Annotated in this window: 28 protein-coding genes; 15 read left to right on the plus strand and 13 right to left on the minus strand. The window is 71.3% G+C overall.

Annotated elements, in window-relative coordinates; genetic code table 11:
- The first annotated feature begins 311 nt into the window (after nucleotides 1–311).
- Nucleotides 312–797 carry a DUF5709 domain-containing protein gene (locus RNB18_RS01300; protein WP_311712256.1) on the plus strand — a complete coding sequence of 162 codons (486 nt, stop codon included), beginning with the start codon at nucleotides 312–314 and terminating at the stop codon, nucleotides 795–797.
- 7 nt (nucleotides 798–804) lie between these two features.
- Here the strand turns inward: RNB18_RS01300 and sthA are convergent, their stop codons facing one another.
- Entirely contained in the window at nucleotides 805–2,208 is a 1,404-nt protein-coding gene (gene sthA, locus RNB18_RS01305; RefSeq protein WP_311712257.1) for a Si-specific NAD(P)(+) transhydrogenase, read from the minus strand.
- A gap of 139 nt (nucleotides 2,209–2,347) precedes the next feature.
- Between sthA and RNB18_RS01310 the strand changes: the two genes are divergently transcribed.
- Entirely contained in the window at nucleotides 2,348–3,478 is a 1,131-nt protein-coding gene (locus tag RNB18_RS01310) for a sulfite oxidase (RefSeq protein WP_311712258.1), read from the plus strand.
- Between the two features lie 22 nt (nucleotides 3,479–3,500).
- On the opposite strand, the gene RNB18_RS01315 is transcribed toward RNB18_RS01310, so the two are convergent.
- Nucleotides 3,501–3,707 (minus strand): hypothetical protein, encoded by a 207-nt coding sequence (locus RNB18_RS01315; RefSeq protein WP_266512282.1) that lies wholly within the window; start codon nucleotides 3,705–3,707, stop codon nucleotides 3,501–3,503.
- 216 nt (nucleotides 3,708–3,923) lie between these two features.
- Between RNB18_RS01315 and RNB18_RS01320 the strand changes: the two genes are divergently transcribed.
- Nucleotides 3,924–6,161 (plus strand): MMPL family transporter, encoded by a 2,238-nt coding sequence (locus RNB18_RS01320; protein WP_311712259.1) that lies wholly within the window; start codon nucleotides 3,924–3,926, stop codon nucleotides 6,159–6,161.
- On the opposite strand, the gene RNB18_RS01325 is transcribed toward RNB18_RS01320, so the two are convergent.
- Together RNB18_RS01325 and RNB18_RS01330 are read right to left on the minus strand one after the other, a co-directional pair.
- Nucleotides 6,118–7,197, minus strand: coding sequence for a PP2C family protein-serine/threonine phosphatase (locus RNB18_RS01325; RefSeq protein WP_311712988.1), 1,080 nt, complete (start codon nucleotides 7,195–7,197; stop codon nucleotides 6,118–6,120). The two genes, RNB18_RS01320 and RNB18_RS01325, sit on opposite strands and share 44 nt — an antisense overlap.
- 68 nt (nucleotides 7,198–7,265) lie before the next feature.
- Nucleotides 7,266–8,456 carry a glycoside hydrolase family 64 protein gene (locus RNB18_RS01330; protein ID WP_311712260.1) on the minus strand — a complete coding sequence of 397 codons (1,191 nt, stop codon included), beginning with the start codon at nucleotides 8,454–8,456 and terminating at the stop codon, nucleotides 7,266–7,268.
- Between the two features lie 334 nt (nucleotides 8,457–8,790).
- On the opposite strand from RNB18_RS01330, the gene RNB18_RS01335 reads away from it, so the two are divergent.
- Both RNB18_RS01335 and RNB18_RS01340 read left to right on the plus strand, forming a co-directional pair.
- Nucleotides 8,791–9,687, plus strand: coding sequence for a GNAT family N-acetyltransferase (locus tag RNB18_RS01335; RefSeq protein ID WP_311712261.1), 897 nt, complete (start codon nucleotides 8,791–8,793; stop codon nucleotides 9,685–9,687).
- Between the two features lie 98 nt (nucleotides 9,688–9,785).
- Nucleotides 9,786–10,130: a hypothetical protein gene (locus RNB18_RS01340; protein WP_311712989.1), complete on the plus strand. Its 345-nt coding sequence runs from the start codon at nucleotides 9,786–9,788 to the stop codon at nucleotides 10,128–10,130.
- Nucleotides 10,131–10,139: 9 nt separating this feature from the next.
- Here the strand turns inward: RNB18_RS01340 and RNB18_RS01345 are convergent, their stop codons facing one another.
- Nucleotides 10,140–11,030, minus strand: a complete 891-nt coding sequence (locus tag RNB18_RS01345; RefSeq protein WP_311712262.1) for a Gfo/Idh/MocA family protein — start codon at nucleotides 11,028–11,030, stop codon at nucleotides 10,140–10,142.
- 257 nt (nucleotides 11,031–11,287) lie between these two features.
- On the opposite strand from RNB18_RS01345, the gene RNB18_RS01350 reads away from it, so the two are divergent.
- From RNB18_RS01350 to RNB18_RS01360, 3 genes are all read left to right on the plus strand, one after another.
- Nucleotides 11,288–12,145, plus strand: a complete 858-nt coding sequence (locus RNB18_RS01350) for an aldo/keto reductase (protein ID WP_311712263.1) — start codon at nucleotides 11,288–11,290, stop codon at nucleotides 12,143–12,145.
- 158 nt (nucleotides 12,146–12,303) lie between these two features.
- Nucleotides 12,304–13,128, plus strand: a complete 825-nt coding sequence (locus RNB18_RS01355; protein ID WP_311712264.1) for an SAM-dependent methyltransferase — start codon at nucleotides 12,304–12,306, stop codon at nucleotides 13,126–13,128.
- A 36-nt stretch (nucleotides 13,129–13,164) separates the two neighbouring features.
- A complete protein-coding gene (locus RNB18_RS01360) occupies nucleotides 13,165–13,896 on the plus strand; it encodes a class I SAM-dependent methyltransferase (RefSeq protein ID WP_311712265.1) in 732 nt (243 codons plus the stop codon).
- 24 nt (nucleotides 13,897–13,920) lie between these two features.
- Here RNB18_RS01360 and RNB18_RS01365 read toward each other — a convergent pair whose 3' ends face one another.
- Entirely contained in the window at nucleotides 13,921–14,838 is a 918-nt protein-coding gene (locus RNB18_RS01365) for a helix-turn-helix domain-containing protein (RefSeq protein ID WP_311712266.1), read from the minus strand.
- 132 nt (nucleotides 14,839–14,970) lie between these two features.
- The gene (locus RNB18_RS01370; protein WP_057613080.1) at nucleotides 14,971–15,201 is read right to left on the minus strand and encodes a DUF397 domain-containing protein; all 231 of its coding nucleotides are present in this window, start codon (nucleotides 15,199–15,201) and stop codon (nucleotides 14,971–14,973) included.
- Between the two features lie 211 nt (nucleotides 15,202–15,412).
- Here RNB18_RS01370 and RNB18_RS01375 point away from each other — a divergent pair, with 211 nt between their 5' ends.
- The 3 genes from RNB18_RS01375 to RNB18_RS01385 all read left to right on the plus strand — a co-directional run bounded on the left by RNB18_RS01375 (nucleotide 15,413) and on the right by RNB18_RS01385 (nucleotide 18,355).
- Nucleotides 15,413–15,928, plus strand: a complete 516-nt coding sequence (locus tag RNB18_RS01375; protein WP_311712267.1) for an ATP-binding protein — start codon at nucleotides 15,413–15,415, stop codon at nucleotides 15,926–15,928.
- 28 nt (nucleotides 15,929–15,956) lie between these two features.
- Nucleotides 15,957–16,499 carry a hypothetical protein gene (locus RNB18_RS01380; RefSeq protein WP_311712268.1) on the plus strand — a complete coding sequence of 181 codons (543 nt, stop codon included), beginning with the start codon at nucleotides 15,957–15,959 and terminating at the stop codon, nucleotides 16,497–16,499.
- 89 nt (nucleotides 16,500–16,588) lie between these two features.
- Nucleotides 16,589–18,355 (plus strand): ABC transporter ATP-binding protein, encoded by a 1,767-nt coding sequence (locus RNB18_RS01385; RefSeq protein WP_311712269.1) that lies wholly within the window; start codon nucleotides 16,589–16,591, stop codon nucleotides 18,353–18,355.
- A gap of 22 nt (nucleotides 18,356–18,377) precedes the next feature.
- On the opposite strand, the gene RNB18_RS01390 is transcribed toward RNB18_RS01385, so the two are convergent.
- Nucleotides 18,378–18,734: a hypothetical protein gene (locus RNB18_RS01390; protein ID WP_311712270.1), complete on the minus strand. Its 357-nt coding sequence runs from the start codon at nucleotides 18,732–18,734 to the stop codon at nucleotides 18,378–18,380.
- Nucleotides 18,735–18,907: 173 nt separating this feature from the next.
- Between RNB18_RS01390 and RNB18_RS01395 the strand changes: the two genes are divergently transcribed.
- The gene (locus tag RNB18_RS01395; protein ID WP_311712271.1) at nucleotides 18,908–19,150 is read left to right on the plus strand and encodes a DUF5133 domain-containing protein; all 243 of its coding nucleotides are present in this window, start codon (nucleotides 18,908–18,910) and stop codon (nucleotides 19,148–19,150) included.
- 24 nt (nucleotides 19,151–19,174) lie between these two features.
- Here RNB18_RS01395 and RNB18_RS01400 read toward each other — a convergent pair whose 3' ends face one another.
- Nucleotides 19,175–20,149 (minus strand): GlxA family transcriptional regulator, encoded by a 975-nt coding sequence (locus tag RNB18_RS01400; protein WP_311712272.1) that lies wholly within the window; start codon nucleotides 20,147–20,149, stop codon nucleotides 19,175–19,177.
- Nucleotides 20,150–20,330: 181 nt separating this feature from the next.
- On the opposite strand from RNB18_RS01400, the gene RNB18_RS01405 reads away from it, so the two are divergent.
- Both RNB18_RS01405 and RNB18_RS01410 read left to right on the plus strand, forming a co-directional pair.
- A complete protein-coding gene (locus tag RNB18_RS01405; protein WP_311712273.1) occupies nucleotides 20,331–20,786 on the plus strand; it encodes a hypothetical protein in 456 nt (151 codons plus the stop codon).
- A 117-nt stretch (nucleotides 20,787–20,903) separates the two neighbouring features.
- Nucleotides 20,904–21,119, plus strand: a complete 216-nt coding sequence (locus RNB18_RS01410) for a hypothetical protein (protein ID WP_057613087.1) — start codon at nucleotides 20,904–20,906, stop codon at nucleotides 21,117–21,119.
- Between the two features lie 7 nt (nucleotides 21,120–21,126).
- Here the strand turns inward: RNB18_RS01410 and tgmB are convergent, their stop codons facing one another.
- From tgmB to RNB18_RS01425, 3 genes are all read right to left on the minus strand, one after another.
- Nucleotides 21,127–22,101 (minus strand): ATP-grasp ribosomal peptide maturase, encoded by a 975-nt coding sequence (gene tgmB, locus RNB18_RS01415; RefSeq protein WP_311712274.1) that lies wholly within the window; start codon nucleotides 22,099–22,101, stop codon nucleotides 21,127–21,129.
- Between the two features lie 17 nt (nucleotides 22,102–22,118).
- The gene (gene tgmA / locus RNB18_RS01420; RefSeq protein ID WP_031037338.1) at nucleotides 22,119–22,310 is read right to left on the minus strand and encodes a putative ATP-grasp-modified RiPP; all 192 of its coding nucleotides are present in this window, start codon (nucleotides 22,308–22,310) and stop codon (nucleotides 22,119–22,121) included.
- Between the two features lie 131 nt (nucleotides 22,311–22,441).
- Entirely contained in the window at nucleotides 22,442–22,759 is a 318-nt protein-coding gene (locus RNB18_RS01425) for a YkvA family protein (protein WP_057613089.1), read from the minus strand.
- Between the two features lie 220 nt (nucleotides 22,760–22,979).
- On the opposite strand from RNB18_RS01425, the gene RNB18_RS01430 reads away from it, so the two are divergent.
- Entirely contained in the window at nucleotides 22,980–24,008 is a 1,029-nt protein-coding gene (locus RNB18_RS01430) for a hypothetical protein (RefSeq protein WP_311712275.1), read from the plus strand.
- Here the strand turns inward: RNB18_RS01430 and RNB18_RS01435 are convergent.
- Nucleotides 24,005–26,134, minus strand: a complete 2,130-nt coding sequence (locus RNB18_RS01435) for a xanthine dehydrogenase family protein molybdopterin-binding subunit (protein ID WP_311712276.1) — start codon at nucleotides 26,132–26,134, stop codon at nucleotides 24,005–24,007. The two genes, RNB18_RS01430 and RNB18_RS01435, sit on opposite strands and share 4 nt — an antisense overlap.
- Nucleotides 26,135–26,137 lie beyond the last annotated feature (3 nt).

The raw sequence follows: 26,137 nt of genomic DNA on the forward strand, positions 1-26,137 counted from the left end.
ACGGCGCAAAGAGGGGTGGGGGGTGGCTCCGCCCCGGGCACTGAGAGGGATGGCCTCGGGCAGGGGCGGTGAAGAGAGGAACCGAAGGGGGTGCGCGGGGGACCGTACGGCCGCTGCGTGGACGGCCGGTCACTCCGTGTATGCGAGTGATGATAGCCGTATTCCTTGACCCTTCAAGATTAACTGGGGGGTAACCTTCCGGCCGTGGAATGCCTTACTCCGGCAGTCTTTTGAGGTTGGAGAGCCCATACGGGGAAACGCGGATCAGGACACCGCATCGAACCGCACGCGACGCGCGAGGGAGGCAGCCCATGGGCACCGAACCGACACCCGCCGAGCCGCTGGCCGACGACGCCTACCAGCCCACCGGAACCAACGAGGAGCAGGAGGACGCGGCGCCGCTCGACCTCCAGGACGCCGTCGACGAACGGACCTACGACGACACCCTCGACGAGGGCTACTCGCCACCGGAGAAGCCCCTCGGCGTCACCCGGCACGGCACCACCGCGGCCGAACAGCACGACGGGGAGAGCCTCGACGAACGCCTCGCCCAGGAGGTCCCCGAGGCGGCCGCGCCCCTCGGCGACGAGATCGGCGACCTGCCCGGCGGCGAGGGCGAGCCGGTAGACCCTGAGGCCGGTGCCGACCGGGCCGGACGCCTGGTCGCCCCCGACGAGGGCGCCCACCCCACCACCACGAAGGACGAGGTCGCCACCGACGTCGGCATCGACGCGGGCGCGGCAGGCGCGGAGGAGGCCGCCGTGCACATCGTCGAGGACCCCTCCGAGGAACCCTGACGGAAGTTCAGCCCCCGATCCGGTCGATCTGGCGGAGTTTGTTCGTGGCGTCCAGGGCCGCGACCTTGTAGGACTCGGCGAGTGTCGGGTAGTTGAACACGGCGTCGACCAGATAGTCGACCGTGCCGCCACAGCCCATCACGGCCTGCCCGATGTGGATCAGTTCGGTGGCCCCGGTACCGAAGCAGTGCACCCCCAGCAGAGTCCGGTCCCCCGGGGAGACCAGCAGCTTCAGCATGCCGTGGGAGTCCCCGATGATCTGGCCGCGGGCGAGCTCGCGGTACCGGGAGATGCCGACCTCGAAGGGCACGCTGTCCTCGGTGAGTTGATCCTCGGTACGTCCGACGAAGCTGATCTCCGGGATGGTGTAGATGCCGATGGGCTGGAGATGGTGCATCTGTCCGACCGGCTCGCCGAAGGCGTGGTAGGCGGCCGACCTGCCCTGTTCCATGGACGTCGCCGCCAGCGCCGGGAAGCCGATCACGTCTCCCACGGCGTAGATGTGCGGCACCTCGGTGCGGTAGAACTCGTCGACCGTGATCCGGCCGCGCCTGTCGGCGGCCAACCCCGCCTTGTCCAGGTCGAGTTCGTCGGTCAGGCCCTGTCGGCCGGCCGAGTACATCACGGCGTCGGCGGGTATCTTCTTGCCGCTCTCCAGGATGGTCAGCGTGCCGCGGGGATGACGCTCGACCGCGGCGACGGTCTCACCGAAGCGGAACGTCACGGCCAGGTCGCGCAGATGGTACTTCAGCGCCTCGATGACCTCGACGTCGCAGATGTCGAGCATCCCGGCCCGCTTCTCGACGACCGTCACCTTGCTGCCGAGCGCGGCGAACATGGAGGCGTACTCCATCCCGATGACCCCGGCGCCGACGATGACCATGGAGCGCGGGACGCGTTCGAGGGCGAGCACGTTGTCGGAGTCCATGATCGTGCGGCCGTCGAACTCGACCGTGTCCGGCCGCGCCGGGCGCGTGCCCGTGGCGATGACGATGTTCTCCGCGCTGAGCAGGCGCTCGTGTCCGGTGACCTCGCGCAGGGCGACGGTGTGCGGGTCGACGAAGCGGCCGGTGCCGGCGTAGAGGGCGATGTGGTTGCGGGAGAGCTGACTGCGGATCACGTCGACCTCGCGACCGACCACGTGCTGGGTGCGCGCGGTCAGATCGGAGACGGTGATGTCCTCCTTGAGCCGGTAGCTCTGTCCGTACAGGTCGCGCTGGGTGAGGCCGGTCAGGTACAGCACCGCCTCGCGCAGGGTCTTGGAGGGGATGGTGCCGGTGTGGATGGAGACCCCGCCGACCATGTCGGGGCGGTCGACGACGGCGACCCGGTGGCCCAGCTTGGCCGCGGCGATGGCGGCCTTCTGGCCACCCGGACCGGATCCGATGACGAGCATGTCGAAGTCGGGCACCCTCGGGAGTCTGACAGCCGCAGGGCCCCTTTCGAAAGGGTGAGCAGTAAACCGGTCGCTCACGGGAAAGCCGCCCCCGGGCTTCCGGAGAAATGGCGCGGACCGCGACAACTCGGGCGGACCGCGGGACAATACGGCCATGGGCCACCGACTCGCCGACACGAGCACCCCCGCCCGGCTCGCCGCCCCCGACGAGGGCATAGGCCGGGACGAACTGGCGCTCGCCACCCGCAACCACGGTCTGCCGCTCGAGGCCATGCGCCACGACCTCACGCCGCCCGGCCTGCACTACGTCCTCACGCACTACGACATACCGTACGTCCCCGAGGACACCCCCTGGCAGCTCCGGGTCGGAGGCAGGGTCCGCCGCCCGCTCACCCTGACCCCGGCCGAGCTGCGCTCCCTGCCTCGGGCCACCACCAGGGTGACGATGGAGTGCGCGGGCAACGGCCGGGCCCTGCTCACGCCCCGCCCGGTCAGCCAGCCCTGGCTGGTCGAGGCCGTCGGCACCGCCGAATGGACCGGCGTACCGCTGCGGCTGCTGCTCGCCGAGGCCGGAGTGGAGGCCGACGCCGTGGATGTGGTGTGCACCGGCGCCGACCACGGAGTGGAGCGCGGCGTCGAACAGGACTACCAGCGGGCCCTGCCCGTCGGCGTGGCCACCGGTACCGAGCCCGAAGTTCTGGTCGCCTACGAGATGAACGGCACCCCGCTGCCCCCGCAGCACGGTCACCCGCTCCGACTCGTCGTGCCCGGCTGGTACGGCATGGCCCATGTGAAGTGGCTGCGCGAGATCACCGTCACCGACACGCCGTTCACCGGGTTCCAGCAGACCGTCGCCTACCGGCTCCGGCAGCACCCCGAAGACGAAGGCGAACCGGTCACCCGGATCGCGCCGCGCGCCCTGCTCGTCCCGCCGGGATTCCCGGACTTCATGTCCCGGACCCGCGTGGTCCGGCCGGGGGCCGTGACACTGGAGGGGCGCGCCTGGTCGGGGCGGGCCCCGGTGACCCGGGCCGAGGTCAGCACGGACGCGGGACAGTCCTGGCACGAGGCGGAACTCGAACCGGACGCCGGTCACCGCTGGGCGTGGCGGCGCTGGCGCTTCAACTGGCGCGCGGAGCCGGGCGCGTACGTACTCAGCGCACGGGCCACCGACGCCGAGGGGCACACCCAGCCGCTGGAACAGCCCTGGAACCGGGGCGGCTTCGTCAACAACCTCGTGCAGCGGGTCGAAGTGCTGTGCCTGGACGAGGAGTCCGGGGGCTGACGCCCTCGGGGCAGGGGGCGAGTCAGGGCAGCAGCTTGTCGAGCGCCGCCGGGCCCTCCGCCTCCAGCTTGCGCCGGGCCCATTCGAGGCTGCGCGGGGTGATGTCCTTGCCCGAGGCAAGAACGAGGTCCTCCGGCGACACCTCGGTGCCGGTACGGGTGTGGAGCAGGTCGTCCGGGGTGGTGCGGTCCTCGGACGACCGGGACGCGTCGGGCTGTGACGTCGGCATGATGTCTGCTCCTCGGATCCGGATCGCTGTGCGGTCCCGGTGGTGTCAACGGGTCCGCTATCACCATTCAACGCCTGGGCCGACCCTGCATCCGGAAGCATCCGGACCGGGCCCCGTCCGCGGCCGTCGCCGGGACGGATGCCGGGATGCCCGGATGATCCGGCTGGCGTGTAATGGGAGTAATGATCGCTCGGGGCCGGCAGGGAAGACGACGCCATGTCCACTACCCGAAACAGGCCCAAGGGCGCCCTGCGCAGGCTGGGCGAGTGGTGCGCCCGGCACTTCGTGATCGTCCTGGTGGCCTGGCTCGTGGCCCTGGTCGCCCTGCAGACCCTGAACCGGTCCTTCGGCGGGGACTACTCCGACAACTTCTCCCTGCCCGGCGTGCAGTCGCAGGAGGGCCAGGACGTCCTGAAGAAGCACGACCCTGCGGCCGGGGGTTACGGCAGCCAGATCGTTCTCCACGACAGTGACAAGGCGCTCACCTCGCTCGGCTCGCAGGTCTCCACGACCGTCACCGATCTCCAGAAGCTGCCGCACGTCCTGTCGGTGCAGAACCCGCTGTCCGCGCCCGCCTCGAAGGTCGGGCCGCTGTCGTCGGACGCGAAGACGGCCTACATCACCGTCCGCTTCGACGTGCAGCCCTCGACGCTGGGCGACGGCTACCTCCACGGTGTCGACAACGCCGTACAGCCCCTGCGGGCGGCCGGCGTCGACGTCGAGTACGGCGGACAGCTCGGCGAACTCGCGCGCCCCGCCGCCGACGACCGGGTGAGCGAGTTGATCGGATTCGCCGTCGCGATCGTCGTCCTGCTCGTCGGCTTCGGCAGTGTGATCGCCGCCGGAATCCCCCTGGTGACCGCCTTGATCAGTGTGATCGGGGGGCTCGCCTGCCTCGGCCTGCTGGCCTCGGCGTTCACGTTCGCGACCGTTTCGCCCACCCTGGCCACGATGATCGGCCTGGGCGTCGGCATCGACTACGCGCTCTTCCAGCTCACCCGCCACCGCCAGAGCCTGATGGACGGGAAGGATCCGGTGCGCGCGGCCGGCGGGGCCACCGCCACCAGCGGACGGGCCGTCCTGGTCTCCGGCTGCACGGTGATCATCGCCCTGGCGGGGCTGTCCGTGTCCGGGGTCTCGTTCATCGCGAAACTCGGGCTCGCCGCCGCCGTCACGGTCGTCTCCGCCGTCCTGGGCGCCCTGACCCTGGTCCCGGCCCTTCTGGGACTGATCGGCACCCGGATCGACCGCTACCGGGTGCGCCGTCCGGTCGCCGAGACGAACGCCGCCGAGGGCGAGACGGCGCAGGGGACGTGGCACCGCTATGCCCAGCGGGTCGAGCGGCGGCCGTGGCGTTACCTGGCCGCGGGCGTGACAGCCGTCGTCGTCCTCGCCATCCCGGTGTTCTCCCTCCAGCTCGGTCACATCGGCGACGGCGCCGACCCCACCTCCTTCACCGACCGGCGCGCCTACGACCGGATGACCGACGCCTTCGGCCCCGGCTCCAACGGCCCCCTCACCGTCGTCATCGACCAGACCTCCGTACCGTCGTCCCAGCGCTCGTCTCTGTCCTCCCAGGCGCAGAAAACCCTCGACGGCGTGTCCGGCGCAGCCACGGTCACCCAGCTGACCCCCACCCAGGACGGGGACGTCCTGCTCGCCACCGTCTACTCCAAGCAGTCCCCGCAGAGCGCCTCCACCACCGACCTCACCAACCGTCTGGTCGACACCACCCTGCCCGCCGCGGTCACCGGCACCGACGCCAAGGGATACGTCACCGGCACGACCGCCGCCCAGGTCGACTTCCGCGACATCGTCTCCAGCCGGCTGCCGCTGATCATCGGTGTGGTCGTCGCCCTCGCCTTCCTGATCATCCTCGCCGTCTTCCGCGGACTGCTCGTCGCCCTCAAAGCGGCCGTCCTCAACGTCCTGTCCATCGCCGCCTCCTACGGCGTCGTCGTCGCCGTCTTCCAGTGGGGTTGGGGCGGTCCTGCACTCGGCGTCTCCGGCAAGGTGCCCATCGAGAGCTATGTGCCGATGATGATGTTCGCGATCATCTTCGGGCTGAGCATGGACTACGAGATCTTCCTGCTCTCCCGGATCCACGAGGCCTGGCTGCGCACCGGGGACGCCAAGGCCTCCGTCGCGCACGCGCTGGAGATCACCGCCCGGGTCATCACCTGTGCGGCCCTGATCATGGTGAGCGTCTTCGCGGCCTTCATCGTCAGCGACAACATCGTGGTCAAGATGCTCGGACTGGGCCTCGCGGTGAGTGTGCTGATCGACGCGACCGTCGTACGGCTGCTCATGGTCCCCGCCGTCATGACCCTGCTGGGACGGCACGCCTGGTGGACGCCCCACTGGCTCGACCGGATGCTCCCGCACATCGACGCCGAGGGCGGCGGGGCGGTCAGCGGGGCTCCGGGTTCCCCGGCGCGAGAACGAGCATCGTGACGTCGTCCTGGAGCGCCGGGGCGTAGCGCACGAGGTCGGCCCAGACCCCCTCGACGAGATCCGGGAGGTCACCCGTGAACCCGGTGATCCGGTCGAGCAACGGGTAGAACACTCCGGTGGTGTCCCGCGCCTCCCAGACCCCGTCCGACGCCAGGAAGAGCTGGTCGCCGGGCCGCAGCGGGACCGTGACCCCGGTCGGCGGCGAGGCGCCGGACAGGCTCATGCCGAGCGGGATACCCACCGGCACGTCGAGCTCCACGGCCCGCCCGTCGCGCAGCAGAACCGGGCCGGGCTGCCCGCACGCCACGATCCGCACGGCCGTTCCTTCGACGCCGAAGTCCAGCACCACCGCCGTCGCGAACAGCTCCGAGTTCGGTACGCCCGCGGAGTCCACCGCCAGCCTGCGGTCCAGCCGCGCGGCCACCGACTCGGGATCCGGCCGGTCCAGCACCGCCTCCCGGAAGGCCCCCAGCAGCGAGGCGACGGTCGAGACGGCCGACAGCCCGTGCCCCTGCACATCGCCCATGACCACCCGCACCCCGCAGGGCCCCTCCCGAACGTCGAAGAAGTCACCCCCGACCAGCGTCCCGCGCTGCGCGGCCCGGTACAGCCCCGCACACCGCACGCCTCCGACCCGCTCCGGCAGCGGCGGCACGACGGCCCGCTGCGCGGCCTCCGCGACCGCACGCTCGGTGACCAGCTGGGCGTCCCGCCGACTCCGTACGAACGACACGATCACACTGAGCGCCGCGACGAAGCCCACGGTCAGCACATCCGTGCTGCCCGGATCGTTCAGCCGGAAGGCCGGCACATTCAGCACGACCAGGACGGACACGCCGAGCACCGCGGTCGCCGCCGGTCCGTACGACAGCACGGCCAGCGGTGGGATGGCGCCCAGCAGGAACCCGATGTCGAGCGGATCGGGGCTGACGAGCGTCGCCACGCACACCCCCACCAGCAGCACGGCGGGCAGCACCCGCACCCAGCCCGGCGGCGGCGCGCCCCGCAGCCAGCTCCGCCGGTCCCGGTCGCGCACTCCGCTCACACCACCACGCTGCTACGACCCGCCCGGCCCCGCACCCCGAACCGCTCGCCCGGCCGCCTCTAGAACGGCGTGAGCGTCAGCCGGATCCCCGTCGGCGCCGTGTCCTGGACGTAGGAGGCGAAGTCGGCCACGTCGTCGAAGGCGAAGCCATACGCCTTGCCGTCCTCCGTCGCCGCGTGCATGGCCTTGGCGTAGTGGTTGGTGAGCGCGGTCCGGTAGAAGGAGGCGGGGTCGGTGGTCGGCTGGGCGGCGGTGCTCACCAGAGTCGACCGGTTGAACCCGGCACCGAGCACCGCGGCGACCGGGCCGGTCGTGCCGTCGTTGGGAGCGGCGAGCGCGCCGTCGCAGAAGAGCACGTCCCGTGTCGACGGCCGGGCGAAGGACACCTGCGCGGGCCCGTCGAACACGAGCTGCCCGCCACGCACCCGGCCGGTGAAGGTGCCCGCGTTCGTGCTGACGGTCAGGTCCCTGCCGGTGTACGTGCTCCACACCTCGTCGATGTACGGCGCGAAGTAGTCCGCCGGGAACAGGCCGGCGTCCAGACCGTGACCCGGCGCGATGACCCGCGTGTCGTCCACCACGAGCGGCGCGAACTCCTCGACCCCGCGTACGGCGTCGAAGGCAGCGGCCCGCCCGGAGGCGCGCAGGGTGCCCGTCGTCTGGTCCCGCGCCCCGGTCAGCCGGATACTCAGCGGCACGCTGAACATGTCCACCATGGTCGTGTTGCAGAACATGCCCGCCGAGTTGTACGTGAACTCGGCGCAGTCGTGCAGCACCGGGTAGTTGGGGTCCGAGGTCACCCAGCCGGCCGGGTACTGGAGGGCGGGGTTGCCGTTGCCGTCGGTGACGACCTTGAACTTCAGCTTCGCGCCCAGGGACACGTAGATACGGCCGGACAGGTAGGGCAGGGACAGGCTGGTCCCGCCGCTGCCCGCCAGGCCTATCGCGTAGTCGGTGTAGCCGTCGGCGCCGTTGTCGGAGAGGGCGACCGGGGCGAGGGTGCCGTCCGGGGTGACGCGGACCTGCCTGCCGTCCTGGTTGCCCACGATGTAGACGTGGACGTTCGCGTTGTCGAAGGCGCCGGTGCTGTTGACGACGGTCAGCGGCAGGGCTCCGGCCGCCGTGGTGCGGTTGCCCTCGGCGAGGGCGTGGGGGGCCAGTGCGGCGACGGCGGGTGCGGCCGCCATCACCCCACCGAGGGCGAAGAGGACTTTGCGGCGGCCGAGGTCGCGCTGGTGACGAGGCGTCATGTGGGGGATCTCCTCGAAGAATTGAGAGCGCTCTCACGATGTGGACGAGGCCCGATGGTAGGGACGGCGGGCCGTTCGGCATACAGAGCGGACAGCGTTTAATCCGGCCTTAAGGGCCGTTTAAGCGGCGGCCGGGAGACCGGACCGGCGCCGCGAAAACCGCTGGACTCCCGTCCCGAAGATCCCGTAACGTGAGCCGCCACGCCCGGAGACCAGCGGAAGGAGGCGAGTGCCGTGCAGTTCACCATCCTTCAGCGCTCCCTCTCCGTCGCCCCGGCGTGCCTCGTCTGACCGGGAGCGCTCCACGCAGTACGCATCCCGGAGGAATCCACCCATGACCGATCTGGTCATCCGCGCGCTCGACGAGCGCGAAGCCCCTCTCTTCGACGCTCTGCCCGACCCTCTCGGCGCCCGTGAGTCCCACCGGCTCACCCGGCACCGCCCCGACTGGAAGCGCGTCGCCCTGCGTGACGGCAAGGTCGTGGCACGCGGAGCCTGGTGGGGCGGTCCCGACGACACCGCACCCGTCAACGTCAACTGGTTCGACGTGGCCGAAGGCGAGGAGGAGGCCGGCGCCGAACTCCTGCGCACCGCCGCCTGGCAGGTCGAGCTCGAGATGAACCTGCCCGCGGGCTGGCGCGAGGATCCGGAGCTGCGGGCGGCCGCCAAGGCCCGCTTCACCGCCGTACAGAAGGCCGGATACGAGCTCCTGGTCGAGCGGTTCCTCTACCGGTGGACGCCGGAGCACGGGCTGCCCGAGCGGCCCGGACGTCTCGAGTTCCGGCCCGAACCGGACGACGCGGTCTTCTTCGACCTGCTGCGGCGCATCCATTCCGCCACCCTCGACGCACACGCCCTCAAGGCCATCGACGAGGACGGACTCGACCGGGCCGCCCAGGAGGAACTCGACTTCTTCCACTGGTGTCCCTCGCCGCGCGAGTGGTGGCAGATCGCCCACACCCCGCAGGGGGACGTGGCCGGGATCCACATTCCCGCGCACAACCCGTCGGGGCCCTGCATCGCGTTCATCGGGGTGGTGCCGGAACAGCGGGGTCAGGGCTATGCCTACGACCTGCTCGCCGAGTGCACCCACTATCTGGTCGAGCGGGGCGCCGAGTTCGTCTCCGCCGCGACGGACCGGGGGAACTTCCCCATGGCCGCCAACTTCGCCAAGGCGGGCTATCCCGTCGTACGGGAACGTCTGAACTACCGTCCCGTGCACACCGGCTGAGCCCTTGTCCGGCACTGACGGCCAGCCCGGTCCGGCTGTCGGTGCCGGGTGCCATGCTGGTCGTCGTGGTGATCGTCGGCTCGGTGCGGGGAGGCGTGGTGGGGTTCGAGGGCGCGGTCTGGAAGATATGCGGCGGTGACGAACCGGTCGGGGACATCCTGATCGACGAAGCCGACTTCCCGTGGCTGTCGGGCCGTTTCACGGCGGGACCCGGATTCGCCGGTGTGCGCGAACTGTTCGCGCGCGAACTCGCCCTCGTCGAAGAGGACGACGAGGAGCGACGGCTGGAGTGGGAGGACGCCTACGACGAGGTCCGGCGACGTGTGTCGCTGCACGCGCCGGACGGTCCCGTGCCCGAGTTCCTGCTGCACATCGAGGGTGACCGGGCCTGGTTCCGGTGGAGCGACGAGCCGTTCGACGAGGACGCCGCGCCCGGAGACTGAGCCGCCGGTCTACGCCGTGGGCCCGGCGTCCAGCAGGGCCTCCGCCGCCACGAGGATCTCGGTGACCCGCAGACCGAACGCGGCGTCGCACGGGTGTGCCTGTCCGGTGCGGGCGGCGGCGAGCAGTCCGTCGGCGGCCCTGAGCACGGCGGCCTCGACGCCCTCGGACGACTCCGGGAGCTGGGCCACTCCGCCCGCGCCCCGCAGTTCGAGTCCGACTCCCGCGGCCGCCGGCGGAGCCGTGAGACTCAGTGTCAGGGTGCTCGACGCGCCGCCGGTGTGGCTCAGGACCAGATGGACGGTGTCCCCGGGTCCGTGCGCGGCCGCCGCCACCTCACGCACCTCGCCCAGCACCGGCAGCAGCACCGACAGAGCATGGGGACCCACGTCCCACAGGGCGCCCTTCTCCTGCCGCCACGGTGAGTCGGCGAAGGGGCTGTTCTCGGTGAACACCGACCCCAGCCATTCCGCCCGCCCCGTGAACCAGCCGTCCACGCCCGCCTGTTCACCGATCCACGCCTCGGTCTCGGTGAGGAAGCGCGAGGTGAAGAACACCACCGAGGCGACCTTGGTCTCGCGGACGGCCTCGACCACCGCCTGCCCCTGCTCGACCGTCGTCGCCAGGGGCTTGTCCAGCAGCAGATGGCACCCTGCCCGCGCGGCCCGCGCCGCGAGCTCGGCCTGCACGGCGGGCGGCAGGGCGACCGCCACGGCGTCCACGTCGGCGAGCAGTGCGTCGACATCGGCGTACGCGCGTGTGCCGTACTCGGCGGCCAGCTCCTCGGCGGCCTCCGTGCGACGGCCCCACACCCCGGCGAAGTCCAGCTCCGGATGCGCGCCGAGCGCGGGAGCGTGGGCCATCCTGGCCCAGGGACCGGTGCCGAGCAGTCCGATACGCATGCCGCCGCCTCTCGCCGTACTGCGGAACCTCACGACGACCGGACTGGATCATCCGCCGGTCGAGGCGAGGGTGTCACACGGACACGGCGGACACGCAACCGCGTCTCGCCACCCGGTCGGCTCGAGAGCGCCACGGCCCGGCATTCAGCACCCCCGTCGCTGAATGCGTTCTCATTCTTCTATTGGACCTTCGACGTGTGCGGCAGCAGGCTGATGAGAGCCCAGATCCGCGTGACAGGCGAAAGAGGTCCAAGGCCATGCACACCCGCCGCATCGGTGATGTCGAAGTGAGCTCGATCGGTCTGGGCGCCATGCCCATGTCCATCGAGGGACGGCCGGACGAGGAACGCTCCATCGCCACCATCCACGCCGCGCTCGACGCGGGCGTGACCCTGATCGACACCGCCGACGCCTACCACCGGGACGCCGACGATGTCGGCCACAACGAGACCCTGATCGCCAAGGCCCTCGCCTCCCACGACCTCGGCGGTGACGTCCTCGTCGCCACGAAGGGCGGGCATCTGCGCCCCGGGGACGGCAGCTGGACGCTCGACGGCAGCCCCCGGCATCTGAAGGAGGCCTGCGAGGCCTCACTGAGCCGGCTGGATGTGGAGGCGATCGGGCTCTACCAGTTCCACCGCCCCGACCCCCGGGTCCCCTACGAGGAGTCCGTCGGCGCCGTGCGCGACCTCCTCGACGAGGGCAAGATCCTCAACGCGGGCATCTCCAACGCGAACCCCGACCAGATCCGGCTGGCCAACGAGATCCTCGGCGGCCGACTGGTCTCCGTGCAGAACCAGTTCTCCCCGGCCTTCCGCTCCAGCGAACCGGAACTGCGGCTGTGCGACGAACTGGGCATCGCCTTCCTGCCCTGGAGCCCCCTGGGCGGCATCTCCCGGGCGGGTGAACTTGGCTCGGCGCACGCCCCGTTCGCGCGGATCGCCGAGAAGTACGGGGTCAGCCCGCAGCGGGTCTGCCTGGCCTGGATGCTCGCCAAGTCGCCGGTGGTCGTGCCGATCCCGGGCGCGAGCCGCCCCGATACCATCCGCGACTCGCTCGCCGCCACCGACCTCGTGCTCGGCGCGGATGAACTCGCGGAGCTGGACGCCGCCTGAACCCACGCCCGCCCGGCCCCGTAGGTACCTTCCGCCGCTTCCGCCACATCGCTCTTTCGTGGCCCGGCCCGCGTGCGGACTGGCACCGGCGATCGTGGTGTCTCTAGGATGGACTCCCTGTCCTGCCAGGCCAGTTGGCGGCACAAGCTGGGGGAAAGATGAGCACCGGTAAGAAGCTGTCCACGGAGATCGACGCCTCCGTACCCACGGCCGCGCGCATGTACGACCACTATCTGGGCGGCAAGGACAACTACGCGGCAGACCGGGCGGCCTGCGAGGAACTCGACAAGGTCGTCCCCAGTACCCGCAGGCTCGCCGTGAACAACCGGCGTTTCCTCCAGCGGGTGGTGCGGACCCTCTCGACGGAGTACGGCATCCGGCAGTACCTGGACCACGGCTCCGGCCTGCCCACCCAGGACAACGTCCACCAGGTCGCCCAGCGCATCGACCCCACCACGCACGTGGTCTACGTCGACAACGACCCGATGGTCCTCGTCCACGGCCGGGCGCTGCTCGAGCAGGACGAGCGCACCGCCGTCATCCACGCGGACATGCGGGAGACCGATGCGATCTTCGACCACGAGGACACCCGGCGGCTGATCGACTTCTCGCAGCCCGTCGCCGTGCTGTTCAACTCCGTCATGCACTGCATCCCCGACAGCGAGACGGACGGGCCGGCCGCCGTGGCCCGCCGGGTCCGCGAGCGGCTCGCGCCCGGCAGCTTCATGGTGATGTGCCAGCTTGTCAGCGAGGACCCCGAAGTCCGCGACTTCGTCACCGACTTCATGGACAAGGCGACCCAGGGTCACTGGGGCCGGGTGCGTGAGGAGAAGGACGTCGCCGAGTGGTTCGAGGGACTGGAGATCCTCGACCCGGGTCTCGTGGAGGTCTCCACCTGGCGCCCCGACTCCGAGGTGGCCCCCCGCCAGCTCACCCACGAGTGGATCGAGTTCGGCGGCGTCGCCCGACTCGTCCGACCCTGACCCGAGCGTCCCTGGCACGACCGGGTAGGGGAGGGAATGGACCGCACCGTACGCACGGTGGAGGACGTCCTCCAACTCCTCGACGGCCTGTTCGCTCCCCAGGCCGATCGCTGGAGCGCGGACGCCGGTTCCTGGTGGGACGGCTTCTACGCGGACCGCTCCAAACCCGTTCCCTTCTTCGTGCCGAAGCCGGACGAGAACCTGGTGTCGTACCTCGACCGCGGCCTCGTCACCCCGGGCCGCGCCCTCGATCTGGGCTGCGGGCCGGGCCGCAACGCGCTGCACCTCGCCTCACTCGGCTTCGAGGTCGACGCCGTCGATCTCTCACCTGCCGCCATCGCCTGGGCCAGGGAACGCGCGCACGAGACGGCGGCCGACGTCCGCTTCGTGTGCGGCGATGCCTTCTCACTGCCGGACACCGGACTGGGCGGCCCCTACGACCTGATCTACGACTCCGGCTGCTTCCACCATCTGCCGCCCCACCGTCGCGTCAGCTACCTCGCGCTCCTGGAACGGCACCTCGCACCCGGCGGCCGCTTCGGCATCGTCTGCTTCGCCGACGGGGCCATGGGGTCGGAGCTGCCGGACGCGGAGTTGTATCGCCAGGGCGGACTCGACGGCGGTCTCGCCTACTCGGCCCGGTCCCTGCGCCGGATCTTCCGCGACCTGACCGAGATTGAACTGCGGCGCATGCGCGACGAGCCACCCGACTCCTCCCGCTTCGGCGAACCCTTCCTCTGGGCAGGCCTGTTCGGCCGTGACCACTGAGAGAACCGGCGTCCGCGCCGGTTCTCAGCCGCCGTAACGCTGCTCCATCCTCTGCTGCAACAGCTTCAGCGAGGCCCGGGGTTCGAGCGCGTCGTCCGCCAGCCGGTCGAGGGCGAGCCGGTACTCCTCCGTCTCGTCCCGGTCCTCCAGGAAGTTCGCGCTCTTGATGTGCTCCAGATAGACGACGTCCGGCAGATCGAGACCGCCGAAGCGGAGGTAGGTGATCGGGATGGCCGGGGCGGACGCGTTGGTCACGTCCAAGGGGACGACCTGCACCGTCACATGGGGGCGCTGGGCCATGTCGACGAGGTGTGCCAGCTGTGCCCGCATGACCTCCCGGCTGCCCAGCACCCGCAGCAGCACAGACTCGTCGATCACCGCCCACAGCTGCGGTGGGTCCGCGCGCTGCAGCAACTGCGCACGCCGCGTGCGCAGCTCGACGCGTCGCGCCACCTCGCCGGCCGCCGCGGTCGGCAGGCCGCGTTCCACCACCGCCCGTGTGTAGTCCGGGGTCTGCAGCAGGCCGGGGACGTACTGGATCTCGAAGGTACGGATCGCCGCGGCCGCCTCCTGGAGCCCGACCAGCCGGTCGAACCACTCGGGCATCAGCCGCTTGTCGTACCGCTGCCACCAGCCCGGATCACCGGCCCGCTGCAACAGCTTGAGCAGCACCGAGGCCTCGTAGTCGTCGGTGCCGTACAGCTCGAGGAGGGCGCGGACGTCGCTCTCCGACGGGGGCCTGCGGCCCTTGCCCGACTCGATGCGGGACAGCTTCGCCGGGCTGAACCCGAGGGCCCGCGCCGCCTGGTCCTGGGCGAGCCCGGCATCCTCGCGGAATCCCGCCAACTGGACGCCTACCAGCATCTTCAGCAGGGTGGGAGCCGGTTCCGACCGGTCCAGATACGGTTCCAGGCGGGAGGTGCGATGGGACGCGGCAGACATCCTGACTCCCAGTAAACCGGCACAGAGACGACTCACACTATCGCACGCAGGGTGGCCGTTCCGCATCATTCTGTAGGTGCCGGTGGCGGTACGGGAGTTGGAGCCCGCCACCGGCACCTCGGGTCCCGCACCTCACAGGAGGTGGTCGAACTCACCGTCCTTCGCGCCGGCGAGGAACGCCGCGACCTCGGCCGGTGTGTAGACCAGCGCGGGACCGTCGGGATCACGGGAGTTGCGCAGCGCGACGCCGCCGTCGAAGAGTGTGGCCACTTCGACGCAGTTGCCCTCGGCGTTGCTGTGCCGGCTCTTGACCCAGCGGGCGTCGAGCGAACTCGCCCGCACTCCGTTCTGCACTGGTGGCACTGCAGTCTCCTTGCTGTTCACGTTCTTCGCCGGGCGTCGTGCCCGGCCGTGCGGGGTGGGACAGGGGTGCGCAACGGCAACCTCCGTGGCCCCACCCAATCTTCGCGCAATTTCTCGTGCAATTGCACGCGGGCGCCTTCAGCGTGGATAATAGCTCCAGCGTCAACCCCTGCGGTTGCGCCCCGTTTTGACGTCGCATCAAGGAGATGCCGTGTCGTCACCTGCGAACCATGCGATCCGGCCGCCGAGCCAGGCTGTGCCGGAGGCGGGTGATGCGGGCCCGGCCGGTGAGACCCTGGGGCGCCCGGGCCCCCTCGGCACCGCCGCGTTGCTCGTCAACTGCAGCGGGGAGGGTTTCGCCCGGGCCCGCGCCTTCACCCGCGAGACGCTGAGCTGCTGGTCCCTCGACCACCGCAGCGACGACGCCACCCTCGTGATCACCGAACTCGCGGCCAACGCCGTGGCGCACGCGGTGCTCCGGCCCGCGGCGGGCGGTGCGACCGAGGTGTGGCTGGGCTTGTCCCTGGACCCCGCTCATCTGCTGGTGACCGTCTCCGACCCCGCTGACGAGCCGCCCGCGTACGCGCCCGCCGACGTCACCGCCCTGCGGGAGCACGGCCGTGGCCTGTACATCGTCGACGCGCTGGCCGAGGAATGGGGCTGGACCTCGCGGCCCCCGGCCGGCAAGTCCGTCTGGGCCAAGCTGTCGACCGCCCCTCCTCCCTGACATGACTGCCGTGGAAAGGTCTCACGCCATGCGCACCGCTCCGGACCAGCCGAGCAACGAGCGCACCAGCCGCCCCGTGCCCCCGACCGGGGTGGCGTCGACCACGCCCCTCGCGGCGCTGAGCCGGGTCCCCTGGGCCGAGATCCAGGACTCCACCGGCTGCGCCGCGGCCATCCCCCTGCTCCTCAACAGCGTGGCCTGGGGTGATCCCGACACCGCCGGCGCCGCACTCGTCGATCTGCGCAAGCGCATCTGCCAGTACGGCTTCGTCGTGGAGCAGGCCACCGCCGCCACGGTGCCCTTCCTCTGGGAACTCGCCCAACTGCCCCAGGTGACCTGCCGGGCGGAGATCATCCAGCTGCTTCGGAGCATCGCCGGCGCCCGCCAGTGGGAGAGCACGGCGGCCGTCTACCCCAAGCTGCTCAACCACCGTGAGAACCCTGTGGTGTGGGAGCGCCGGGCCCGTCAGGCCGTCCGCGCCAAGAGCGGCGCCCTCGGCCTGCTGATGGCCGACGACGACTCCGAGATCGCCCACGCCACCACGGAACTCGCCCGCACTCTGGACGAGTAGGAGTCCTCTCCAGCACCTGGTGTATCCCTTGCCGACGAGGGGGAGAAAGCGCTTGCCCTCACATCGGCAACCTGGGAGGACCGCCGACGATGGCCTCGTCGCTGGAGAAACCGCTCGACCACCGCTATCGGGGCGAACACCCGATACGCACACTCGCCTACCTGTTCCGCGCCGACCGCCGCCGACTGGCCGCGGCCGCAACGGTGTTCACCGTCAAGCACAGCCCGGTGTGGCTGTTGCCCCTCATCACCGCGTCCATCATCGACACCGTCGTCCAGCACCAGCCGATCTCCCGGCTCTGGACGAGTACCGGCGTCATCCTGTTCATCCTGCTGGTCAACTATCCCCTGCACCTCCTCTACGTCCGTCTCCTGTACGGCAGCGTCCGCCGCATGGGCACCGGCCTGCGCTCCGCCCTGTGCACCCGCATGCAGCAGTTGTCCATCGGCTACCACTCACGGGTCAGCGCCGGTGTGCTGCAGGCGAAGGTGGTGCGGGACGTCGAGACCGTCGAACAGATGGTGCAGCAGACCGCGGAGACCGGCCTCGGCGCGACGACCGTGCTCGTGGGCGGCCTCGTCATCATCGCCGTACGGACACCGGAGTTCGTGCCGGTCTTCCTCGTCGTCGTGCCCGCCGCCGCCCTCGTCGTGGCCCGTCTCAGGGCCCGGCTGCGCACCCACAACGAACACTTCCGGCACGAGGTCGAGACCCTGTCGTCCCGCGTCACGGAGATGACCCGCCTCATCCCCGTCACCCGTGCCCACGGCCTGGAGGGCAAGGCACTGCGCCGCATGGACGGCACCCTGCGCCGCCTGCTGACCTCCGGGATGCGTCTCGACCTGGTCAACGGCCGCTTCGGCTCGCTGGCCTGGGTCGTCCTCAACGTGGTCGGCGTGCTCGTTCTCGCGGCGGCCGCGCTGGTGTCGTACTACGGCGTCTGGGGCGTCACCCCCGGCGACGTCGTGATGCTCAGCGCGTTCCTGACCACGCTCACCAACTCCACGACAACGTTGGCAGGACTCGCCCCGGTCATCACCAAGGGCCTGGAGTCCGTCCGTTCCGTCGGCGAGGTGCTCCAGGCGCCCGAACTGGAGGACAACGAGGGCAAGGCGCACGTCGACTCGGTGCGCGGGGCCGTCGAATTCCAGGGCGTGGGCCATGCGTACGACCACGGGCGGCCCGCCGTGCGGGACTTCACCCTCTCCGTCACCTCTGGCGAGACCGTCGCCCTGGTCGGCGCGTCCGGCGCGGGCAAGTCCACTGTCCTCAACCTCGTCATCGGTTTCATCCGGCCCACCTCGGGACGGCTGTTGCTCGACGGGACCGACATGAACACCCTCGACCTGCGCACCTACCGGCGCTTCCTGTCCGTCGTACCGCAGGAGTCGATTCTCTTCGACGGCACGATCCGGGAGAACGTCGCCTACGGCATGGACGACGCCGACGAGGAGACGGTACGGACGGCGCTGCGCGACGCGAACGCACTGGAGTTCGTGGACCGGCTGCCGCAGGGCCTGGACACCCTGGTCGGCGAGCGCGGGGCCCGGCTGTCCGGCGGGCAGCGCCAGCGCCTGGCCATCGCCCGGGCCCTGATCCGCGATCCGCGGGTGCTGGTCCTCGACGAGGCGACCTCGGCCCTGGACACCCGCTCCGAGGCGCTCGTCCAGCAGGCGCTCGCCCGACTGCTGCACGGACGCACGACCTTCGTGGTCGCACACCGGCTGTCGACCGTGCGGGGCGCCGACCGCATCGTGGTGATGGGGGAGGGCCGGATCCTGGAGACCGGCACCCACGAGGAACTCCTGCGCCGCGGCGGGGCCTACACCGCGCTGCACGCCGGACAGGTCGCCTGAGGCCGGGCCCGCCTGCCGGGCGTCACGCCGCGCTGCTCCGGGGCACTCGGCGGGGGCACGCCGAGTCGTGGTCGGTGCCGCAGCTCGTCCACCAGCGTTCACAGCACGCGGTGTCGAGCTCGGCGCGGACGATGTCGTCGGCGGCCCCCGCACCGGGCCCGCCGGGACCCGCCGCCCGCCTCCACATTTCGGCCAGGGCACGTCGTTGGTCGCAGAGCACGCTCTCGCGTACGACCGCGATGACCGGGACCAGGCTCGCGGCGGCGAACAGGCATACGGCCCACGGGGGACCGTGACGCAGCGCGAGGACCGCGGTCCAGGCCAGTCCGGTGCTCGTCGCGAGGTAGAGGGCGCTGAGGATGCCTGCGGAGCGGTTCATGGGCGTATACCGTTCATGTGCGAGGGATGCCCCTTGTTCAACGGTTTGCGGCGCTTGGGGAAGCGGGTCCGGCCGCACGGTATTGCGCCAATCGCGTGCCGGGCGGCAGCGGATGGGATTGAGCCGGTGCAGATGGGGCATACGCAGCGAAAAAATCGAGAGAGGGGCGCTTCGTGCTCGTTCCGGACCCGAAGGCCGTCAGGACCCTGCTGACCCGGTATGCGTCATTGAGGATCGCTCAGGCGGAGAGGGAGAGACCGGCGACGGCTCGTGAGCTGGAGGACGTCAGTTACACACTGTGCGTGATGATGGGCACCACCGACGTCCGTGAAGCGGTCGCCAGGGCCGACGCCCTGCTGCCGGCCGCCGGACGTGCGGAACCGGAGGGCGAGAACAGCCTGCCTCTGGCCGGGTGACACCACGCCGGACCCGGCGGGCGGTCAGGAGCGCGCCCCCGCCGGGACGGCGTCCTTCGCGTGAAAGGCCGCGCGGTACGCCTGCGGAGTGGTGCCGACGACCCGGCGGAAGCGTTCCCTGAACGCCGTGGGGGAGCCGAACCCCGCCTGCCGCGCGATCCGTTCGACCGGGTGGCCGGTGTTCTCCAGCAGGTACTGGGCGCGCCGCACCCGGGCCCGCAGCAGCCACTGCAGGGGCGTGCTGCCCGTCTGTTCGCGGAATCGGCGGCTGAAGGTGCGCTCGCTCATCCCCGAACGGGCGGCCATCGCCCCGAGGGTGATCTCGTGGGCCAGGTTGTCCTCGACCCACTCCAGGAGCGGCTCCAGCGTCGACCCGCGGGGTACCGGCGGGTGGTCGTGGACGATGAACTGAGCCTGCCCGCCCTCCCGTTCGAGGGGCATCACCGACATCCGGGCGGCGTGCGCGGCGACCGCCGAGCCCAGGTCCCGGCGGATCATGTGCAGACACATGTCGAGGGCCGCCGCCGCGCCCGCGGACGTCAGGATCTGACCGTTGTCGACGTACAGCACGTCCGGCTGGACCTCGACGGCGGGGAAGCGCTGCGCAAGGTCGTCCGCGGCCACCCAGTGCGTGGTGGCGCGCAGCCCGTCCAGGAGCCCGGCCTCCGCCAGCACGAACGCGCCCACGCACACGGACGCGATCCGGGTGCCGGCCGCCGCGGCCTCCCGCAATGCGGTCAGCGCGCGCGGGGAGGGCGGCCCGGCGGTGGGGGAGCAGCCCGGCACGATGACCGTGTCCGCCTCCGCGAGAGCGTCGAGTCCGTGCTCGACCCGCAGGGTGAAACCGCCGTCCGCACGCACCTCCGGGGACTCGGCGCACAGCCGGACGCGATAGGCGGGGCGGCCGTCGGGCAGCTGTGTCCAGTCGAACACCTGCATGGGTGCCGCCATGTCGAACGGCACCACATCGTCGAGAACCAGGATCACCACGGAGTGCATGACCGCCACGATAGGCGGATTCCCGCCAGAGCCACGACCACGGGATCTGACGGGAATTCCCCACTGGGGGCGTTGGCGGGAACCCGTTGGAACCTGTCGTTTCAGCCCCTGTGTGATCACCCGGCGGGTTCCTAGGGTGGGCGGGCACCGCCGACCGCACCGGAGAAGGACACGCCACCCCATGACCAAGTTCCTGCTGACCCTGCACGTCCTCGTCGCCATCGTCGCCGTGGGGCCGGTGACCGTCGCGGCCAGCATGTTCCCACCGGCGGCCCGCCGCGCCCACGCGGAGGAGGCCGGGGTCGGCACGGTACGGCTGCTGCACCGGATCTGCCGGGTCTACGCCGGCATCGGCATCGCGGTCCCCGTCCTCGGCATCGCCACCGGAGCCGCGATGGGCGTCCTGGGCGACGCATGGCTGACCACGTCCATGGCCCTGACCGCCGCGGCCGCCGGAGTCCTCGCCGCCTTCGTCCTGCCCCGGCAGGGCGAACTGCTCGAGGAGCTGACCGGACAGGGGAGCGTCGAACACGGCAGCACCGTCCAACTGGCCATGTTCACGGGCATCTTCAACCTTCTGTGGGCGACCGTGACCGTCCTGATGATCGTCCGTCCGGGGTCCACCACCGGCGCATGACCGCCCGCGAGCCGTCAAGCCCGACAGGGGAATTCGTACGTCGGTGCGTGGAGGCGCCTAGACTCGTCAACCGTGCCCATGCGCGTGGGCCCGCGAAAACGAAAGGCGCGTTGACGGGTGTTCCAGGATTCCCCCATCTACGACCGACTCGTCGCCGAGCGCGGCGACGTCCCCGCTCTAGCCCGCAGGGAGGCCGAGCGCGTACGCAGGGAACTGGAGTACGTCATGCGGCCACTGCAGTCCCTCATGCCCCCGCCCGTCCCCGAACGCCCGGCCTCGCCCGGTCAGGGATGGGTGCCGGCCCTTCCGCCCGCCGCCCCGCGGCCCTACTGACCCGGCCTCAGGGCACCGTGGTGTTCGCCCCGTTGGCGCGGGAGCGCGGGTCCGGACCGGGCCGGGCCAGCCACTCGGCGATGCTGCGCGCGATCGGCTGGCCCGTCTCCACCTCGACGAAGCCGAACTGTCCCGACTGGTTGCACTCAAGGAACCACCAGGTCCCGTCCCCGTCCTCGGCGAAGTCGAAGGCGCCGTATGCCAGTTCGGCCGCCCGGAGATAGTCCCGGACGGCGGCGGCCACCCGCGGCGGGACATCGGTGGGCTGCCAGGAGGAGGTCGGCGGGGCAAAACGGACGTCCACCTCGTCATCGGCGCCGGTGGGCTTCCGGGCGGCCAGCATGGTCTCGCCCACGACGGTCAGGCGTATGTCGGCCCGTTTGGCGACCCGCCGTTGCAGCAGCGTGGGGCCGAACGCGACGGCCGAGAAGTCGGCGTCCGGTGCGACCCGGCTGGTCGGTACCGCCCGCGGCGGGTCCTGCGGGTGCGCGCCGGAGACCGGCTTGACCACCAGGTCGGGATAGCGCTCGGCGAACTCCCGGGCGGCCTGCGGGAACGTCGTCACGATCGTGGCCGGGACGGGCAGTCCGCAGCGCTGGGCGAGCCGTAGCTGCCAGGGCTTGTGACGGGCCCGGCGGGCCGCGTCGGGGTGGTTCATCCAGCGGGCGTCGCTGCCCCGGAGCATGCCGTACAGCGCCTGCGCCGACTCCTCGGTCAGCCACTCGGAGGGCGCGGCCGCCCGCGCCGCGGGGGTGCCCGGGCGGCGCACCCAGATGGAGCGCAGCCCGGAGATGCCCACCAGCCGGCCGCCGGCCGACAGGTGGCCGCGGAAGCTGCCGTGCACGTACTCCCCGGACAGTGCGACACCGTCGGTCAGGTCGGCCGGGTCGAGCCGGACCACCGGTACCCCCGTGGCGTTGAGGTGCACGACGACCATGTCGGCCGTCACGTCCTCTTCGCAGGTAAGAATCAAAACGGTCATCGGTCGGCGACCTGTGTTCAGTCGTCGAAGTGAGTCTTGGAGCCCGCCGTGGAGGTGGTGGTCCCCAGTTCCCTCATCAGCGCGTGGTCGCGGGCCGCGACCCGGCCGTCCATGAGCACGTTCAACTGCAGCCCGGAGTCGTAGACGTACGGAGTGGTCGCCTCCAACGTCGCTGCCGGACGTGCGTAGTTGAGCGCGAACGGTTGCATCGTCTCTCCCTCGCCGGTACTGCCTCTCGCAGACGGCCTCTCCCCACGAGGCCGTCAGGTCAGCCGACTTCCTTCGGCTTCCAGAGACTTATACGAATCGAACGAGTGATTGGTTTCCTTACACTGCGTAATCACGGTCGGCGGGACGTCTCCCGGTCCCGCCCGTCGAGCCGCAGCGCCGCCCGGTCGGCGGGGGAGCCACGCAGGGTGCGCAGGGCGAGCAGCAGGACACCGATGTCGTCGAGGTACACCGGGTCGGGCACCAGATCGGTGGGCAGCACGAAGTACAACAGGGCGCCCCAGAAGACCCAGCGAGGCCCGGTGGGAAGTCCCGCCCGTCGCAGACCGCGCCGGGTTCTCACGAGCCGCACCAGCAGTCCCACGGCCACCGCCAGCGCCAGCGCCGCGAGCACAGCGACGACGACGATCAGTGCTGTGGTCGAATCCACGGGCCGACCTCCTCCTCCGGGCGCCGTGCGGCGCGCTGTCTGACGGATTCCCGCATCCGGACCCGCTAAGGCTTGCCGAAGAGCGGCACTCACACCCATGGCTCATCCGAGTGGCACGCCGTCGTGTACCCGCTTACGAATGGGTCATCTCAGCGTCGCGGTCGCACGACGGGGGCGCGTGGGAGCGACCGCACTCTTTGTCTGGTGTCTGGAGCAGAACATGACCACCGGCCCGTCAGCAGCTAACCCGAACGATTCCGCCATAGCGATGGACGGGTCGTACGGCGATCCCGTCGGCGACCTGGTGCGTGCCGCCGTGGCCGACCGTCCCCTGGAGGAGGTCGTCCACCTCATCACCCTGCTGGAAGAGTCGCCCGAGTACGCGCAGGCCACGGGTGCGGCCCTGCGTGCCGTCGGGGTGGACCGGTCCGTGGAGGACGTCACCCGGCTCGTCGCCCTGCTGACCCGGCCGCCACGGGACGCGGACAGCGCCGACGAGGCGATCCGGGCCGCCGTCGAGTCCCGTCCCGTGGAGGAGGTGACCCGTCTGGTGGCCCTGCTGAGCCGGTCCGAACTGCAGCCCCACTGCGGTCAGGAGGCGTTGCGCGCGGCGGCGACCGGCCGGCCCGTGGAGGAACTCGTCGAGCTCATCGGGCGGCTGGCGACGGAAAGGCCCCCGCAGCCCCCGCAGCCGTCGTACGAGGCGTACGACGGGGAGGGACGACCCGGAACGGAGCTGCCCTGGATGCCGGGTTTGAGCGTGTTCCCGGCCCCGCCGCCGCATCCCCCCGCGTCGAGGTGGCCCCGAAAGGCACCGGAGTGGCCGGGCAGGCTCGCCGCCCTGGCACTGCTGGTCTGCGGTGTCCTGTGCTTCCCTGTCCAGCAGGACGGGGCGTCCCTGCAGGTGTACGGATTCGCGCTCGGGGTGTCGTTCCTGTGCGTCCTGCTCGCCGTGCTGATGATCCGGCCCACCCTCCCGGTTCTGGTCTTCGCGGTCGTCGTGCCGGCCGGGGTGGCCGCGGGCCAGTTGCTCTACGGGCGGTTCCGCTCCGAGGGGCTCGCCCGGGCCCTGGAGTTGCCGCTCGCGCCGGCCTGGCTCGCGGGGACGGTGGCCGCGTGCGCTGCGCTGGCCGCGCTGACCGCTTTGGTGGTGCACCTCGCGTCGCCGACACCGCCGAACGGCGTCCTGACGGAGCGGCGGACGGCGGAGCCGGTCCGCGAGGCGGCCGACGCTCCGCTGGCCCCCTAGCTCGCTGAAGAGCCGTCCCACTCCCGGATGCCGCTCAGCACGCGGTCCGGTGTGAGGGGCAGCTCGCGCAGGCGCACGCCGGTGGCGTGGAAGACGGCGTTGCCGATCGCGGCCGCCGTCCCCACGATGCCGATCTCGCCGATGCCCTTGCTGCCCATGGGGTTGAGGCGGGTGTCGTCCTCGTCGATCCAGTGCGCCTCGATGTCGGGCACGTCGGCGTGCGTGGGCACGTGGTACGCGGCCAGATCGGCCTCGGCGAAGTCACCGAACGCGGCGTCCACCGTGCTGCCCTCGGTCAGTGCCATGCCGAGCCCCATGGTCATGCCGCCGACGAACTGGGAGCGGGCGGTACGGGAGTTGAGAATGTGCCCGGCGGCATACACCCCCAGGAGCCGGCGGACCCGGGTCTCGCCGGTGACCGTGTCGACGGCGACCTCCGCGAAGTGGGCGCCGAAGGCGTGCCGGGCGAAGGGGCTGTCGGCGTCCGCCCGGCCGGCCGTGTCGGCACGGACCTCGATCCCCTCGGCCGGCGGCGGCCCTTCGGCCAGGCGCTCCGCGAGCCGGGTGCACGCCTCGTGCACCGCCCAGCCCCAGGAGGCGGTGCCCGACGAGCCACCGGCCAGCGACGCGGCGGGCAGCTCGCTGCTGCCCACCTCGGTCCGCACGCGCGCCACCGGCACGGCGAGCGCGTCCGCGGCGATCTGCGCGAGCACGGTCCGGGCGCCCGTGCCGATGTCGGTGGCGTTGATCCGTACGAGGTAGGTCCCGTCGGGCAGCGCCCGTGCCGCCGCCGTGGACGGCTGCACCAGAACGGGATACATGGCGGCCGCGACCCCCGACCCCACCAGCAGCGGGCCCTCGGCGCGGGAGCGCGGCCGTGGGTCCCGCTCGGCCCAGTCGAAGCGCCGGGCGCCCTCGCGCAGACACTCGACCAGGTGCCTGCTGCTGAAGGGCTTGCCGCTGTCGGGCTCGGTGCCCGGCTCGTTGACGATCCTCAACTCCACCGGATCCATGCCGAGTTCGGCGGCGAGTTCGTCCATGGCCGACTCCAGGGCGTACATGCCGGGAGCCTCGCCGGGGGCCCGCATCCAGGACGGGGTGGGCACGTCGAGCGGCGCCACGCGGTGCGTCGTACGGGAGTCGGGGGCGGCGTACATCACGCGTGCGGGCACGGCGGCCTGCTCCACGAACTCCTTGATCCGCGAGGTGTGGGTGGTGACCTCGTGGATCAGGGAGGTGAGCCGCCCGTCGGGGTGGGCCCCGAGACGCAGTCGGTGCAGGGTGGGGGCCCGGTGTCCGACGACGGCGGGCAGAAAGCGCCGGGGGAGCGCCAGGGTGACCGGCCGTCCGGTGTGCCGGGCCGCCATGGCGGCGAGCACCACGTCCGGACGGGGGGTGCCCTTGGACCCGAAACCGCCGCCCACGTGCTCGGCGAGGACGGTGACGTGTTCCTCCGGGAGGCCGAACAGGCCGGCCAGGACGGCGCGTACGGCCGTGGAGCCCTGTGTGGAGGTGTGCACCGTGAGCCGGCCGTCGTGCCACTCGGCCGTCGTGGCGTGCGGTTCCATCGGGTGGTTGTGCAGCGGGGGCACCCGGTAGTCGACGTCGACCCGGACCTCGGCGGACGCGAACACGCCATCCGGATCGCCGTGTTCACGGCTTCCCGGGTATCCGCCGTTGGCCTGCTCGGGGGCGTACGCGTCCGGGTGCGTGGCGGTGAGGGTGACGTCGTGGTCCTCCACGGCGTAGTCGACGCGCACGGCGGCGGCACCGGCGCGGGCGGCCTCCAGGGTCTCGCCCACCACCAGGGCGACGAACCAACCGCGGTGCGGGACACGGGAGTCGCGCAGGACGCCGAGCGTGGGGTCCTCCGGCTCGGCCAGCCTCGGCGCGTTCTGGTGGGTGAGCACCGCCAGGACCCCGGGCACGGCCAGAGCGGCCGCGGTGTCGATGCCGGTGACCCGGCCCCGGGCGATCGAGGCCGGCACGGGCCAGGCGTGGGCCCGGCCCGGGCAGGGCTGTTCGGCGGCGTAGCGGGCGGTGCCGGTGACCTTCTCGCGGCCTTCGCGGCGCTCGACGGGAGCGCCCAGAGCGGTGGCGGAAGCAGGGGCGGTCGTGGCGTCCACGGC

Source organism: Streptomyces doebereineriae (assembly GCF_031845645.1).
Classification (GTDB): Bacteria; Actinomycetota; Actinomycetes; order Streptomycetales; family Streptomycetaceae; genus Streptomyces; species Streptomyces canus.